Annotated in this window: 16 protein-coding genes; 6 read left to right on the top strand and 10 right to left on the bottom strand. The window is 72.4% G+C overall.

The window, feature by feature from the left end; genetic code table 11:
• Window positions 1–2: 2 nt before the first annotated feature.
• The 4 genes from ACQ3I4_RS02425 to ACQ3I4_RS02410 all read right to left on the bottom strand — a co-directional run bounded on the left by ACQ3I4_RS02425 (window position 3) and on the right by ACQ3I4_RS02410 (window position 2812).
• The gene (locus ACQ3I4_RS02425; protein WP_329860144.1) at window positions 3–257 is read right to left on the bottom strand and encodes a type B 50S ribosomal protein L31; all 255 of its coding nucleotides are present in this window, start codon (window positions 255–257) and stop codon (window positions 3–5) included.
• 150 nt (window positions 258–407) lie between these two features.
• Entirely contained in the window at window positions 408–1217 is an 810-nt protein-coding gene (locus ACQ3I4_RS02420) for a TrmH family RNA methyltransferase (protein ID WP_329860142.1), read from the bottom strand.
• Window positions 1214–2011, bottom strand: coding sequence for a sulfite exporter TauE/SafE family protein (locus ACQ3I4_RS02415; protein WP_329860155.1), 798 nt, complete (start codon window positions 2009–2011; stop codon window positions 1214–1216). The genes ACQ3I4_RS02420 and ACQ3I4_RS02415 overlap by 4 nt, the downstream gene beginning before the upstream one ends.
• 9 nt (window positions 2012–2020) lie before the next feature.
• Complete coding sequence (locus ACQ3I4_RS02410; protein ID WP_329860141.1) at window positions 2021–2812, bottom strand: ABC transporter ATP-binding protein; 792 nt, start codon at window positions 2810–2812, stop codon at window positions 2021–2023.
• A gap of 113 nt (window positions 2813–2925) precedes the next feature.
• Between ACQ3I4_RS02410 and serB the strand changes: the two genes are divergently transcribed.
• Window positions 2926–3831, top strand: a complete 906-nt coding sequence (serB, locus tag ACQ3I4_RS02405; RefSeq protein ID WP_329860139.1) for a phosphoserine phosphatase SerB — start codon at window positions 2926–2928, stop codon at window positions 3829–3831.
• A 139-nt stretch (window positions 3832–3970) separates the two neighbouring features.
• Window positions 3971–5662 (top strand): VanW family protein, encoded by a 1692-nt coding sequence (locus ACQ3I4_RS02400; protein WP_329860138.1) that lies wholly within the window; start codon window positions 3971–3973, stop codon window positions 5660–5662.
• Window positions 5663–5783: 121 nt separating this feature from the next.
• On the opposite strand, the gene ACQ3I4_RS02395 is transcribed toward ACQ3I4_RS02400, so the two are convergent.
• Together ACQ3I4_RS02395 and ACQ3I4_RS02390 are read right to left on the bottom strand one after the other, a co-directional pair.
• Window positions 5784–6530 carry an SDR family oxidoreductase gene (locus tag ACQ3I4_RS02395; RefSeq protein WP_329860136.1) on the bottom strand — a complete coding sequence of 249 codons (747 nt, stop codon included), beginning with the start codon at window positions 6528–6530 and terminating at the stop codon, window positions 5784–5786.
• 134 nt (window positions 6531–6664) lie between these two features.
• On the bottom strand, window positions 6665–7387 hold the full coding sequence (locus ACQ3I4_RS02390; RefSeq protein ID WP_329860135.1) for a beta-ketoacyl-ACP reductase: 723 nt from the start codon (window positions 7385–7387) through the stop codon (window positions 6665–6667).
• Between the two features lie 141 nt (window positions 7388–7528).
• Between ACQ3I4_RS02390 and ACQ3I4_RS02385 the strand changes: the two genes are divergently transcribed.
• From ACQ3I4_RS02385 to ACQ3I4_RS02375, 3 genes are read left to right on the top strand one after another with little or no spacing between them, the layout of a single operon-like run.
• Window positions 7529–8059 (top strand): DUF3099 domain-containing protein, encoded by a 531-nt coding sequence (locus tag ACQ3I4_RS02385; RefSeq protein ID WP_430632725.1) that lies wholly within the window; start codon window positions 7529–7531, stop codon window positions 8057–8059.
• Window positions 8056–8304: a hypothetical protein gene (locus ACQ3I4_RS02380; RefSeq protein ID WP_329860133.1), complete on the top strand. Its 249-nt coding sequence runs from the start codon at window positions 8056–8058 to the stop codon at window positions 8302–8304. The genes ACQ3I4_RS02385 and ACQ3I4_RS02380 overlap by 4 nt, the downstream gene beginning before the upstream one ends.
• Window positions 8305–8307: 3 nt before the next feature.
• Window positions 8308–9198 (top strand): SURF1 family cytochrome oxidase biogenesis protein, encoded by an 891-nt coding sequence (locus tag ACQ3I4_RS02375; protein ID WP_430632724.1) that lies wholly within the window; start codon window positions 8308–8310, stop codon window positions 9196–9198.
• A 126-nt stretch (window positions 9199–9324) separates the two neighbouring features.
• Here the strand turns inward: ACQ3I4_RS02375 and ACQ3I4_RS02370 are convergent, their stop codons facing one another.
• Entirely contained in the window at window positions 9325–10926 is a 1602-nt protein-coding gene (locus ACQ3I4_RS02370) for an ABC-F family ATP-binding cassette domain-containing protein (RefSeq protein ID WP_430632723.1), read from the bottom strand.
• Window positions 10927–11080: 154 nt separating this feature from the next.
• Between ACQ3I4_RS02370 and ypfJ the strand changes: the two genes are divergently transcribed.
• Complete coding sequence (gene ypfJ / locus ACQ3I4_RS02365; RefSeq protein ID WP_430632722.1) at window positions 11081–11995, top strand: KPN_02809 family neutral zinc metallopeptidase; 915 nt, start codon at window positions 11081–11083, stop codon at window positions 11993–11995.
• Between the two features lie 107 nt (window positions 11996–12102).
• Here the strand turns inward: ypfJ and ACQ3I4_RS02360 are convergent, their stop codons facing one another.
• Genes ACQ3I4_RS02360 through sufD form a run of 3 tightly spaced genes read right to left on the bottom strand, consistent with a single transcriptional unit; the run spans window position 12103 to window position 14491 of the window.
• Window positions 12103–12447 carry a metal-sulfur cluster assembly factor gene (locus ACQ3I4_RS02360; protein WP_329860130.1) on the bottom strand — a complete coding sequence of 115 codons (345 nt, stop codon included), beginning with the start codon at window positions 12445–12447 and terminating at the stop codon, window positions 12103–12105.
• Window positions 12448–12451: 4 nt separating this feature from the next.
• On the bottom strand, window positions 12452–13210 hold the full coding sequence (gene sufC / locus ACQ3I4_RS02355; protein ID WP_329860129.1) for a Fe-S cluster assembly ATPase SufC: 759 nt from the start codon (window positions 13208–13210) through the stop codon (window positions 12452–12454).
• 24 nt (window positions 13211–13234) lie between these two features.
• Window positions 13235–14491: a Fe-S cluster assembly protein SufD gene (gene sufD, locus ACQ3I4_RS02350; RefSeq protein ID WP_430632721.1), complete on the bottom strand. Its 1257-nt coding sequence runs from the start codon at window positions 14489–14491 to the stop codon at window positions 13235–13237.
• Window positions 14492–14493 lie beyond the last annotated feature (2 nt).

Below are 14493 nucleotides of genomic sequence, written 5' to 3'. Positions count from 1 at the left end.
GGCTACTTCTTGCCGAAGTTCTTGAAGCGCGCGTTGAAGCGCTCCACGCGGCCGGCGGAGTCCATGATGCGCTGCTTGCCCGTGTAGAAGGGGTGCGACGCGGCGGAGATCTCGACGTCGATGACCGGGTAGGTGTTGCCGTCCTCCCACTCGATGGTCTTGTTGCTCGTCGCGGTGGAGCGGGTCAGGAACTTCTCGCCGGAGGCCAGGTCGTTGAACACGATCTGGGCGTACTGCGGGTGGGTGTTTGCCTTCATGAATAAACCTTTGTTCGAGCCCCTGGATTTTGCCAGCGGCCATTCGGGATCATGTTCCGTGAGGCACGGAACCGACTTTCCACTATAACGCAGGCCGCCCGCTGCCCCAAGCCGGCGGGCCGCACCACTCGTGCGAACCCTCAGGTGCGCTCATGCGCGGTGGCGTAGCTCCCAGAAGGCCACCGCGGAGGCAGCGGCGACGTTGAGCGAATCGACGCCGGCTCGCATCGGAATCATCACGGTCCGATCGGCCGCGTCGAGGGCCTGCGCCGAGACTCCGGCCCCTTCCGTGCCCAGCAGCAGGGCCAGCCGCTCGGGGTTCTCGGCGGCGACGGCGTCGACCGCCTCCGATTCCCCCGTCAGCTCGAGCGCGGCCAGGGAGAACCCGGCCCGGCGCAGCAGCCCGACCGTCTCGTCCCAGCTCCCGAGACGCGCCCACGGCACCTGGAAGACCGCCCCCATGGAGACCCGGATGGAGCGCCGGTAGAGCGGATCCGCGCAGCGCGGGCTCACGAGGACCGCGTCGATGCCGAGGGCGGCCGCCGAGCGGAAGATCGCGCCGAGGTTCGTGTGGTCGACGATGTCCTCCAGGATCGCGACCCGGTTCGCCCCCTCCAGCAGCTCCGCCGGTTCCCGGGGCCCGGGCCGGTGCATGGCCGCGAGGGCCCCGCGGTGCAGGTGGAAGCCGGTGATCTGCTCGAGCAGGCCCGGGGCGCCCACGAACGCTGGCACGTCCGGGTGCCCGGCGAGGACGTCCGCGAGCCCGTCGAGCCACTTCGGGGCCAGGAAGAAGGAGCGCGGCCGGTGGCCCGCGGCGAGGGCGCGGCGCAGGACCTTGGAGCTCTCGGCGATGTAGAGCCCGCGCTCGGGGTCCGTGCGCTGGCGCAGGGCCGCGTCGCTCAGGGCGACGTAGTCAGCGACGCGCGGATCGGCGGCGTCCTCGAGGTGGATGAGGGTCACGGCGCCACGAGTCTCATGAGCATGTTCGCGAGCGCCACGAGGCCGAGGGCGATGATGACGGCGCGCAGGACGCCGGGCGAGAGCCGCCGCCCGATCCGCGCGCCCAGGAAGCCGCCGATGAGCGAACCGCCGGCGATGAGCGCGACGACGGGCCAGTGGATGCGGTCGAACGCGAAGATCAGGTACGAGCACGCGGCGACGAGGTTCACGACGAGGCTCAGGATGACCTTGATCGCGTTGGACTGCTGGAGCGTGCCGTGGAAGAGCACGCCGAGGACGCCCATGAGCAGGATCCCCTGGGCCGCGGTGAAGTAGCCGCCGTAGACGCCGATGAGGAACACCAGGACGTACAGGACCGGGGGGAGCTTCTGGGCGTCGGCCTGATCCGGCGGGACGTGCCCGACCTCCTGCCGCTTCCTGGCCCACGCCGACAGGCGCGGCTGGAACGCGACGAGCAGGACCGCCACGACGATCAGCACGGGGGCCACGTAGCCGAACACCGTCTCCGGCAGGTGGAGGAGCAGGTAGGCGCCCGCGAGCCCGCCCAGGAGCGAGACGGGCAGCAGCTTCAGCAGGGTCTTCGGGACGCTCGCGGCCTCGCGGCGGTACCCCCACGCCCCGGAGAAGCCGCCGGCCACGAGCCCCATGGCGTTGGAGATGACCGCGCTGACCGGCGCGTAGCCGAGGGCCACGAGCACGGGGAAGGTCACGAGCGAACCGGAACCGACGATCGTGTTGATCGTTCCGGCCCACAGGCCGGAGAAGAGGATGAGCGCTTCGCGCCAGAACTCCAGCACGCCGGGCTAGGCGTCGCGGCGCGCGACGGCCGTGTACCGGCCCGCGTTCTCCGTCACCGTCAGCGGGAGGCCGAACGCCGCGGAGAGGTACTCCTCCGTCAGCGTCTCCTCCAGGGCGCCGGCCGCGACGACTCCGCCGTCGCGCAGCAGCAGTGCGTGTGTGAAGCCCGGCGGGACCTCCTCGAGGTGGTGGGTGACCAGGACCATCGCCGGCGCCTCCGGGTCCCGCGCGAGCTCGCCGAGCCGCGCGACGAGGTCCTCGCGCCCGGCGAGGTCGAGCCCGGCGCCGGGCTCATCCAGGAGCAGGAGCTCGGGATCGGTCATGAGGGCCCGGGCGATCTGGACGCGCTTGCGCTCGCCCTCGCTCAGGGAGCCGAAGCGGCGGTTGATCATCGTGGACATGCCCCACTCGTGCAGGAGCCGGAACGCGCGCCGCTCGTCCATCTGCTCGTAGGCCTCGCGCCAGCGCCCCGTGAAGCCGTAGGACGCGGTGACGACGACGTCCAGGACCGTCTCCTGCTCGGGGATCTGCGCGGCGAGGGCCGCGGAGGACAGGCCGATGCGGGGACGCAGCTCGAACACGTCGACGGCGCCGAGGACCTCCCCCAGCACGCCGGCGAGGCCGCGCGTGGGGTGCATGCGCGCTCCCGCGATCTGCAGCAGGGTCGTCTTGCCCGCGCCGTTCGGCCCGAGGACCACCCAGCGCTCGCCCTCGCGGACCTGCCAGTCCACGCCGTCGAGGAGGTTCTTGCGTCCGCGCACCACGGAAACGTCGGCCAGGCCCAGCACTTCAGTCATGGACAAGACACTAGGCCAGTTCCCGCCGATCGGCCCAAACGATACGCCGTGGCGGCGCGGGAAGAATCCGTCATGATTCGCGGCCCGGACCCCGGTCCGGGGAGAATCGGGCCATGCACAACGCCTTGACGCTGATCCACCTCCGCCCCGGGAACGACGCCGACGCCGGCGCGGGCTCGCCCGACGCGGCCCTGCTGGGCGCCCTCGAGGACGCCGGGGCCCCGATCACGCACCACGAGGCGCTCGACGGCGGGGCGGGGGCCGGCTGGCGGCTCGTCCCGGCCCCGCGCACCCCGTCGACGGCGGTCCACGCGGCAGCCGCCGCGGGCCGGGCGCTCCTGCCGGCGGGCGAGTCCCTGTCCGTCGTCCCGGCGGCGCTCGCGGCGGCGCCGCGGCTCCTGCTCGTGATGGACGTCGATTCGACGCTCATCGAGCAAGAGGTCATCGAGATGCTCGCCGCACACGCCGGCAAGGAGGCGGAGGTCGCCGCGGTCACCGAGGCCGCGATGCGCGGCGAGCTGGACTTCGCCCAGAGCCTGCATGCCCGGGTCGCCGTCCTGGCGGGGCTGGACGAGTCGGTGATCGGGCAGGTCCGCGCCGCCGTCACGCTCTCCCCCGGCGCCGAGGAGCTCGTCGCGGCCTTCCACGCGGCCGGCCACGCCGTCGGGGTCGTCTCTGGCGGGTTCATCCAGGTCCTCGAGCCGCTCGCCTCCCGGCTCGGGCTCGACTTCGCCGCCGCGAACCACCTCGGGATCGAGGGCGGCCGGCTCACCGGAACCGTCGAGGGCGACGTCGTCGACCGGGCCGCGAAGGAGGCCCACCTGCGCCGCTGGGCGACCCGGCTCGGCATCCCCCTGGAGCACACGATCGCGGTGGGCGACGGCGCCAACGACCTCGACATGGTCCGGGCCGCCGGCCTCGGCGTCGCCTACAACGCCAAGCCCGCGCTCCGCGCCGAGGCCCCGGCGGCCATCGACTTCCCCCGGCTGGACGCAGTACGGCACTTCGCCGCGCTTTAGTCATGACGATCGCATAACACCCGGGCGCCGGGCGTCCCGCGTGCGCGTTCCACCGCCCGCGCGGCGCTACTCTTGATGGGGCGGCCGCACGGCCGCCGTGCCCCGCGGGGGCGGGACTACGGGAATCGGGGAGAACTTCGTGGCACAGGATCCGAAACGGCGCCGCCGCACGGGCTGGCTCATCGGCTCGGGGGTGGCCGTCGTCGTGCTGGCCGGCGGCTACGCCGGGGCCGCGGCGCTGCTCGGCGGCCAGGTGCCGGCGGGCACCGAGGTGCACGGGATCCAGATCGGCGGACTCTCCTCCGACGACGCCGCGGCCCGCCTCGAAGAGGAGCTGCGCCCCGCCGCGGAACGCCCCCTCGAACTCACCGCGGGCGGCGGCTCCACCACGCTCGAGCCCGCACGGGCCGGACTCGGCCTCGACATCCCCGCCACGCTCGCCGGGCAGACCGGCTTCAGCCTCGACCCCCAGGTGCTGTGGCACCGGCTGACCGGCGGCGGAGCCGTCGATCCGGTGCTGACGGTCGACGAGGACGCCCTCCGTAGCGCGCTCGAATCGGCCGCCGCCCAGCTCGACCGCGAGCCCGAGGAGGGCTCGATCACCTTCGAGGAGGCCCGGCCCGTCGTCGTGGAACCGGTCCCGGGCAGCAGCGTCGACGTCGACGCCGCCGTCGCAGCCGTCTCCGGGTCGTGGTTCGACACCGCCGCCCCGCTCGCGCTCCCGGCCGGGGAAACGCAGCCGCTCGTCCCGGCCGCGAGCTACGCCACCGTGCTGCAGGACGCCGCCGAGCCCCTCGTCGCCGGGCCCGTGACCGTGGCCGCCGGGGACCTCACGGCGGAGCTCGCGCCGGAAGTCCTCGCCGACGCCGCGTCCTTCGGCGTCGACGGCACCACGATCACCCTGGAGCTGGACAACGACGCGCTCGCCGGGGCCGTGCTCGAGGCCAACCCCGCCCTGGCCTCGACGGCCAAGGCCGCGAGGATCGTCCTCGACGGCGGCAGCCCCGCCGTCGTCCCCTCCGTCCCCGGCCGCGGGATCGACACGGACGGACTCGCGGCGAAGGTCCTCGAGGCCGCCGGCACCGCGGAGCGCACGGCCACCGTCGAGCTCAAGGTGACCCAGCCCGAGCTGACCACGGCCGCCGCCGAGAAGCTCGGGGTCAAGGAGATCGTCACCGAGTTCTCCACCCCCTATCCCACCTACGACTCGGTGCGGACCAAGAACCTCGTCGCGGGCGCCCGCAGGCTCAACGGCGTCGTCGTGATGCCGGGCGAGACCTTCTCCCTCCAGCGGGCGCTGGGCCCCATCACCACAGCGAACGGCTACTTCGAATCCGGGGTCGTCGAGAACGGCTTCTCGTCGACCGCCGTCGGCGGCGGGCTGTCCCAGATCTCCACGCAGATGTTCAACGTCGGCTTCCTCGCCGGAATGGACGACGTCGAACACCAGCCGCACAGCCGCTGGTTCGACCGCTACCCCGCCGGCCGGGAGGCCACGCTGTGGGAGGGCATGATCGACATGAAGTGGCGCAACAACACCGACCACGCGGTCATGATCCAGGCCTGGGTCGGCGACAGCCGGGTCTACACGCGCCTCTGGGGCACCAAGACGTGGACGGTCCGCACCACGACCTCGGACCACTACAACCTGACCGACCCCACGACGACGTACAACGAGGCCGAGAACTGCGTCCCCGAGTCCGGGGGCCAGAAGGGCTTCACCGTCGCGGTGACGCGCGAGCGCAGCTCGGCGGCCAAGACGCTGCCGAAGGAGACGCTCACGTGGACCTACCGCCCGTGGAACAAGGTGGTCTGCGGCAAGAAGCCGTAGCCGGCTTCCCGGCGGGGGGCGGCAACGCTGGGGGGCCCCCCCCCCGTGCGGGGTGGGCGCCCTCCGGCGTTCGCGTGCGGCGCCTCGCGTCCGGCCGTCGCGGGCCGCGCACCGGCCGGGATCAGCCCTGCTGGAAGTGCCCGGCGCCGCCGACGTACTCGGTGTGGCCCGTGGGGACGTCGGCCGTCGCCATGCGGGCGACCTCGGCGCCGAACTCCTCGACGCTGTAGAGCCGCCCGGCCGCCTCGCGGCGCGCCTCGATGGCTCCGGGCTGGGCGCGGTCCAGGAGGGTCGCCGTGACGGTGCCCTCGATCATGTCGCCGGAGACGACGACGAGCGAGATCCCCTTGGCCTCGAGCGCCGGAATGCGCTCCCGCAGGGCGAGCTCCCCGGCGCGCTTGGAGCGGGCCACCGGCTCGTAGGCGTCCATCGTGGGGACCGAGTCGATGAAGTGCGCCTGGTGGCTCGTGACGAACACGACGCGGGAACCGGCCGGCATGGCCTCCGCCGCCGTCTCGAGCAGGGCGACCTGGGCGTCGCGGTTCAGGCGCAGCGCGTAGTCCTCGCCCATGCCCGACTCCATGCCGCCCGAGGCGTTCAGCACGAGGACGTCGAGCCCGCCGAACTCGGCCACCGCGGTCTCGACGAGCGCACGCGCGCCTTCCGGCGTCGTCAGGTCGGCGCCGACGGCGACGGCGCGGCCGCCCGCGTCGACGATCCCCTGGACGACCTTGTTGGCGCGCGGGGCCTTCTGCCGGTAGTTGATGACGACGCCGGCGCCCTCGGCCGCGAGGAGGCCGGCGACGACAGCGCCGATGCCTCGGGACGAACCGGTGACGATCGCGGATTTTCCGGTGAGCTGGGCCATGGGGCCTCCTGGTGGATCGGGCGCGCGCGGCGCGGTCTTGTGGGAATGCTTCAACGACGCCGGGGCGGGCGAAGCGCTCTGCACCATCTTGCCAGCACCGCGCCGCGACGCGCTTGTAGGAATCCTCTAAGGAATCAGTGCCCCATGCCGAGGCCGCCGTCGACCGGGATCACGGCCCCGGAGATGTAGGCCGCCTCCTCGCTCGCGACCCAGCGCACGACGTTCGCGACCTCTTCGGCCTCGGCGAAGCGGCCGGCCGGGATCGAGGAGAGGTAGTCCTTCTGCGTCTGCTCCGGCAGGGCCGCCGTCATGTCCGTGTTGATGAAGCCCGGGGCCACGACGTTCGCGGTGATCCCCCGCGAGCCGAGCTCGCGGGTCAGAGAGCGGGCGATGCCCACGAGGCCCGCCTTCGAGGCCGCGTAGTTGATCTGACCGGGCGAGCCGTAGAGCCCCACGACGGAGGAGATGAGCACGACGCGCCCCTTGCGCAGCCGGATCATGCCCTTGGAGGCGCGCTTGATGACGCGGAACGCGCCGGTGAGGTTGGTGTCGACGACGGACGTGAAGTCCTCCTCGCTCATCCGCAGCAGGAGGGTGTCGCGCGTGACCCCGGCGTTGGCGACGAGCACCTCGACCGGACCGTGCTCGGCCTCGACCTCGGTGAAGGCGGCGTCGATGGACGCGGCATCCGTCACGTCCGCCTTCACGCCGAGGAGCCCGGCCGGGACCTCGCCGCTGCGGTAGGTGATGGCGACCTTGTCCCCCGCGGCCTCGAAGGCCCGGGCGATGGCCAGGCCGATGCCGCGGTTTCCTCCCGTGACCAGGACGCTGCGCGGCGCTGGGGTGCTGCTGGACATGTGTTCCTCCGTGGGGTGGGGCTGGATCGGGTTCCGGGTCATCCTATCGCCGGCGCGCCGCCCGCCGCCGCCCGCGCGCCGCGCGTTTGGCCCCGACGGCCGCCGGAGTGAGACAATGGAAGCCCCCGATTCGGAAGATCCATGACCCAGCATGCGAACCACGGCCACCGCCGCCCCGATGCGGGTGCGCCCGTACACAACATCACCGATGCGACGGCGTCGCACTCGGAGGAGATGCACGCGCGCATGGTCAAGTACTCGGTGTCGATGGGCATCCGCCTGGCCTGCTTCATCGCGGCCTTCTTCACCCACGGCTGGCTGCAGTGGGCCTTCCTCGCGGGCGCGATCTTCCTGCCCTGGTTCGCCGTCGTGATCGCCAACGGCGGCACCGACCGCTCGCGTCAGCCGGCCAGCACCGTACTGCTCGACTCCGCTCCCCTGACCGCCCTCGGGCCGGGGAGCACGACGCCGGGGCCCGGCCAAGCACACGGCGGCGCCCCGGGTGCCACGCCGGAAAACGACGGAGCGGACGGGACGCCCCGTCCGGGATCCGGGGACCCCGGCACCCCCGGCGGCGGCGCGGCCGGGGAAGGCGACGGCCCCGGCGTCGTCCTCGAAGGGGAGCTCGCCGAGGACCCGCCCCGCGCGCGCCCGGCGGACGGGGCCGCATGAGCCTCTTCGACCAGCTCGCCGGAGCCGAGGGACCCTCCGTGCCGCGCTGTTCGCGCAAGGGCTGCCGCGACGACGCGGCCTGGAGCCTGCTCTGGAACAACCCGCGGCTGCACTCCCCCGAACGGCGCAAGGTCTGGCTCGCGTGCGAGGGGCACCGCGGCTGGCTCGAGGACTACCTCGCCACGCGGGGCCTCCTGAAGCAGACCCTGCCCTTCGACCTCGACGACCCGCCCCGGGAGGCCTGAACCGTGTACCGCTTCCTCGCCAGCACCCGCTGGTTCGGCTGGCTCCTGATGGTCTGCGTCTTCGCCGCCGCCTGCGCCGGGCTCGGCCAGTGGCAGATGAACCGGCTCGACGAGGCGCGGGCCGGCAACCAGATCGTCGCCGAGAACTACGACGCCGCGCCGGCCCCCTACGCCGCGCTGGCGGACGACTTCGACTCCCTCGCCCAGGACGGCGAGTGGCGTCCCGTCCAGATGCGCGGCAGCTACCTCGCCGAGGACACGCTGATCGTGCGCAACCGGCCGCGCAACGGCGCGCCGGGTTACGAGGTCCTCGTCCCGTTCCGCACCGTCGACGGCGATGTCGTCGTCGTCGACCGCGGCTGGCTGCCGATCGGCAACGAGAACCCCGGGCGGCCCGATGCCGTGCCCGCTCCCCCCGAAGGCGAGGTGGAGATCGTCGTCCGGATGCGGATCGGCGAGCCGTCACTGGGCCGTGAGGCGCCCGAGGGCCAGGTCGCCTCGATCGAGCTGCCGCGCATCGGACAGATCCTCGGCTACCCGGTCAAGCCCGGGGCCTACGGCCTCATGGCCGCGGAGTCGCCCGCCCCCGCCGCGTCGCCCGAGCCGATCGCCCGGCCGGAGCTCGACGAGGGCAACCACTTGTCCTACTCGCTGCAGTGGTTCGCCTTCGGCGTCCTCGGCTTCGTGGCCCTCGGCTGGGGCGCCCGGCAGCAGGCCCGCATCAACCGCGAGGACCGGGAGGCCGCCGAGGAGGCCGAGGCGGCGGGGCTCGAGGTCATGCACTCGGCGTACCGGGCCCCGCGGGCCAAGGTGCGACGCCGGCGCGACGGCGCCCCGACGGACGAGGAGCTCGAGGACGCGTACCTCGACGCCCTCGAGTCCCGGGGACGCTAGCGGCGCGCGGCCGGCGCCGGCCCTGCGGCCCGGGGCTGGAACCGGGCGGAACGGGCCCGGACCGGAACCGGGCGGAACGGGCCCGGACCGGAACCGGGCGGAACGGGCCCGATCCGGCCGGAGTGGTCAGGCCAGGGTGACGAGTTCGAGGTAGTCGTCGCTCCAGAGGTCCTCATCGCCGTCGGGCAGCAGCACGACCCGCTCGGGATTCAGCGCCGCCACGGCGCCCTCGTCGTGGCTGACCATCACGACGGCGCCGGGGTAGGTGCTGAGCGCGTTGAGGATCTCCGCGCGGCTGGCCGGGTCGAGGTTGTTCGTAGGCTCGTCGAGGAGCAGGACGTTGGCGCTCGAGGCCACGATCGTGGCGAGCGCGAGGCGCGTCTTCTCGCCGCCGGAGAGCACTCCGGCCGGCTTGTCGACGTCGTCGCCGCTGAACATGAACGAGCCGAGGATCCCGCGCACCTCGGCGTCGCCGAGGTGGGTGGGCGCGGCCGAGCGCATGTTCTCGAGGACCGTGCGCTCGTGGTCCAGGGTCTCGTGCTCCTGGGCGTAGTAGCCGATCTTGAGCCCGTGGCCCGCGACGACCTCGCCCGTGTCCGGCTCGCCGACGCCCGCCAGCATCCGCAGCAGGGTCGTCTTGCCCGCGCCGTTCAGGCCCAGGATCACGACCTTGGAACCGCGGTCGATCGCGAGGTCCACGTCCATGAAGATCTCGAGCGAGCCGTAGGACTTGCTGAGGTTGCGGGCCGTGATCGGCGTCTTGCCGCACGGTGCGGGGTCCGGGAAGCGCAGCGCCGCCACGCGGTCCTGCACGCGGACGTCCTCGAGACCGCCCATGAGGCGGTCGACGCGCTTGAGCATGCTCTGCGCCGCGGAGGCCCCGGAGGCGCGGGCCTTCATCTTGTTGGCCTGCGCCAGCAGGGTGTTGGCCTTCTTCTCCGTGTTGGCCCGCTCGCGCCGGCGCGAGCGCTCGTCCGTCTCGCGCTGCTCGAGGTAGCGCTTCCAGCCGAGGTTGTAGAGGTCCATCGTCGCCCGGTTCGCGTCCAGGTGGATGACCTTGTTGACGGTGGCCTCGAGCAGCCCGGTGTCGTGGGAGATGACCATGAGGCCGCCCTGGTGGTTGCGCAGGAACTCCCTCAGCCAGGCGATCGAGTCGGCGTCGAGGTGGTTGGTGGGCTCGTCGAGGAGCAGCGTCTCGGCATCCGCGTAGAGGATGCGGGCGAGCTCCACACGGCGGCGCTGGCCGCCGGAGAGCGTGTCGAGGGTCTGGTTCAGGAGCCGCTCGGGCAGCGCGAGGTTGTTGCAGATGGCCGCGGCCTCCGCCTCCGCCGCGTAGCCGCCACGGGACATGAACTCGGCGTCGAGCCGGTCGTAGCGGTTCATCGCCTTGGCGCGGACGGCGTCGTCCTCGCTGCCCATCTCCTCCTGGCACTTCTTCAGCCGGGTGACGATGTCGTCCAGCCCGCGGGCGGAGAGGATCCGGTCGCGGGCAAGCTGGCCCATGTCCGGGGTGCGCGGGTCCTGCGGCAGGTAGCCGATCGACCCGGTGCGCGTCACGGTGCCCCCGGTCGGCTCGGACTCCCCCGCCAGGACCCGGGTCATGGTGGTCTTGCCGGCGCCGTTGCGGCCGACCAGGCCGATCTTGTCCCCCTGGTCGATCCGGAAGGAGACGCCCTCCATGAGCAGGCGTGCACCGGCACGGAGCTCCAGGTCGGCAACGGAAATCACAAGCGGCCCCTTCCAGGGTTGAAGGCGCGGACAGCGCAACTGTCCATTCTACAGGCGCCGCGGGACCCGTCCGCCGTGAGCGGGGCCACAGCACCGGGCCGCCGCGGGCGCGGCCACGCCACCGGGGTGCGCGGTCCGGGAGTATCCTCGCTCCATGAGCTTCAACGACGACACGCGGATCGACTCCGGCCGGGTCCGCGATACGCGGGGCCGCCGGACCGGGACCAAGGTGGCCGTGGGCGGCGGCGGACTGCTGGTCCTCCTGATCGCGGCCCTGTTCAACGTCGATCCGGCGTTCCTCGACCAGCTCGGGCTCGGCGGCGACGCCCCGCCGCAGCAGGGCCAGGCGCAGGATGGCGAACGGCTCGTGGACCAATGCCGCACGGGCGCCGACGCCGATGCCCGCGCCGATTGCCGGATCGTCGCCACAACGCAGAGCCTGGACGCGTTCTGGGTCCCCTACCTGCGGCGCTACGGCGAGGAGCTCGAGCTGCCCGGCGTGGAGATCTTCGCCGACGTCGTGGACACGCGCTGCGGACGGGCCACGAGCGCCGTCGGACCGTTCTACTGCCCCGCGGACCAGGTCGCCTACTTCGACACGGGCTTCTTCTCCGAGCTCTCGACGCGCTTCGGCGCCGACGGCGGCGCCCTCGCCGAGGAGTACGTCGTGGCGCACGAGTACGGCCACCACGTGCAGAACCACATCGGCACGCTCCGCCACTCGCAGGAGGGCGGCACGGGACCCGAGTCGGGGCCCGTCCGGGTCGAGCTCCAGGCCGACTGCTTCGCCGGGCTCTGGGCCGCGCACGCCTCGCAGACCGCCAACGAGGACGGCGAGCTGTTCCTCGAGCCCTTCACCGAGGCCGACCTCCGCTCCGCGCTCTCGGCGGCGTCCGCCGTCGGAGACGACCGCATCCAGGAGGCGGCGACCGGCCGCGTGAACCCCGAGGGCTGGACCCACGGTTCGAGCGCCCAACGGCAGGCGTGGTTCCTGCAGGGCTACCGCACGGGGGACATCAACCAGTGCAACACCCTCGACGCCGCGGACCTGGACACCCCGGGCGCCTGAGGTTCCCGCCGCGCGGAACGCGAACACCCCTCCGCCGTGCGGCGGAGGGGTGTTCGCGGCCGGCGCCGCAACGGGCCCTGCCGAGGGCCACGCGGGACGTCCGGACCCTAGATGTTGAAGCCGAGGGCCCGCATCTGGTCGCGTCCGTCGTCGGTGATCCGCTCGGGACCCCACGGAGGCATCCAGACCCAGTTCAGCCGGTGCTCGTCCACGACGTTGTCGAGCGCGCTGGCGACCTGCTCCTCGAGCACGTCCGTCAGCGGGCAGGCCGCCGTCGTGAGCGTCATGTCGATCAGCAGCGCGCCGTCCTCGGCGTACTTGAGCCCGTACAGCAGGCCGAGGTCGACGACGTTCACGCCCAGCTCGGGGTCGATGACGTCCTTGAGCGCCTCCTCGACGTCCTCGAGCGGCGTCTGCGCCGAGCCCTGCACCTGGTCGCTGTCCGCGGTCATCGGATCAGGCCCCGACGGCGAGGAAGCGGTCGTAGCCCTCTTCCTCGAGGCGGTCGGCGAGCTCGGGCCCGCCCTGCTCGGCGATCCGGCCGTCCACGAACACGTGCACGTGGTCCGGCTTGATGTAGCGCAGGATCCGCGTGTAGTGGGTGATCAGCAGGGTGCCCATCTCGTTCTCCTGCTGCGCGCGGTTCACGCCCTCGGAGACGACCTTGAGGGCGTCGACGTCCAGGCCCGAATCGGTCTCGTCCAGCACGGCGAACTTCGGCTTGAAGAGCTCGAGCTGGAGGATCTCGACGCGCTTCTTCTCGCCGCCGGAGAAGCCCTCGTTGACGTTGCGGTTGGCGAAGTCGGCGTCGATCTTCAGGTGGGCCATGGCCGCCTTGACGTCCTTGGTCCAGTGGCGCAGGCTCGGGGCCTCGCCGTCGATCGCGGTCTTCGCGGTGCGCAGGAAGTTCGTCATGGTCACGCCGGGCACCTCGACCGGGTACTGCATCGCCAGGAAGAGGCCGGCGCGGGCGCGCTCATCGACGCTCATCTCCAGGACGTCCTCGCCGTCCAGCGTGATGCTGCCGGACGTCACGGTGTAGCGCGGGTGGCCGGCGATCGTGGCGGCCAGGGTCGACTTGCCGGAGCCGTTCGGTCCCATGATGGCGTGGGTCTCACCGGTGTTGATGACCAGGGAGACGCCCTTGAGGATTTCCTTCTCGCCCTGCTCGGTCTCGATGGAGACGTGCAGGTCCTTGATTTCCAGGGTAGACAATGGTGTTCCTTTCGAACCGTGAAGTCAGTTGGCGGAGGCCGCGAGCTCGGCCTCGATGTCGTCGGTGAGCCGGGCCTGCAGCTCCTCGGAGGGGATCTGCTGGACGATCTCGTTGAGGAAGCCGCGCACCACGAGCCGGCGGGCGGTCTTCTCGTCGATGCCGCGGGCCATGAGGTAGAAGAGGTGCTCGTCGTCGAAGCGGCCCGTCGTCGATGCGTGGCCCGCGCCCTCGATGAGGCCCGTCTCGATCTCCAGGTTCGGCACCGAGTCGGCGCGCGCGCCGTCGGTGAGGACCAGGTTGCGGTTGGCCTCGTAGGAATCGGTGCCGACGGCCTCCTTGCGGATCAGGACGTCGCCGACCCACACGGTCCGGGCCCCCGCGCCCTGCAGCGCGCCCTTGTAGAGCACGTTGGACGTGTTGCGCGGGGTGTTGTGGTCCACGAAGGAACGGTGCTCGAGGTGCTGGCCGGCGTCGGCGAAGTACATGCCGAACAGCTCGGCCGTCGCCTGCTCGCCGGCGAAGCGCACGTTGGCGTTCAGGCGCACGATCCGCCCGCCGAACGTGACCGCGATGTGCTTGAAGGACGCCCCGTGGCCCACGACGGCGTCGTGCTGCCCGGTGTGGACGGCCTCGTCGTCCCAGCGCTGCACGGTCACGACGACCAGCTCGGCGCGGTCGCCCACGAGGATCTCGACGTTGCCGTTGAAGTCGGCCGCGCCCGTGTGCTCGATGACGACGACGGCACGGGAGTCCTCCTCCGCCTCGATCACGAGGTGGGAGTTGGCACGGCTGCCGCCGGCGCGCCCGGCGATGTCGACCACGACGGGCCCCTCGGGTGCGGAGCCGGCGGGGATCCGGACGTGGACGGCCTCGGCGGCGTTGGCGGAGGCGACGACGGCGGCGCGGTCGGCCGGCACCAGGACGGTGCCGCGCGGTGCCTCGCCGGCGCGCAGGACGCCGCTGCCGGCGCCTTCGGGGGCCGTGACGGAGAGCTCGACGGCGCCGGCCTCGCCCGCGTCGTCGGCGAACAGGCCGCGCAGGGCCTTGACGGGGCTGAAGCGCCATTCCTCTTCGCGGCCGTTCGGCACGGCGAAGTCGGCGACGTCGTGGCTCGTGGGACGCTCGGCGCGCGAGTGCATGATCTGCGTCTCGCTGCCGCCGCCGTGGGAGTGGGCTCCGACGACCTTATCGGCGACCAGGACCTCGCCTTCCTCGGTCATGCCGTCGATCGACGGGGCCCCGATGCGCGCCTTCTCGGTGGTGGTTGCGGTTTCAGTCATGG

Origin of the sequence: Zafaria sp. Z1313, assembly GCF_050563205.1 — a bacterium.
Classification (GTDB): domain Bacteria; phylum Actinomycetota; class Actinomycetes; order Actinomycetales; family Micrococcaceae; genus JAZDCJ01.
The sequence above is the reverse complement of the archived record's forward strand: the minus strand, read 5'-3'. Positions and strand labels throughout refer to the sequence as shown.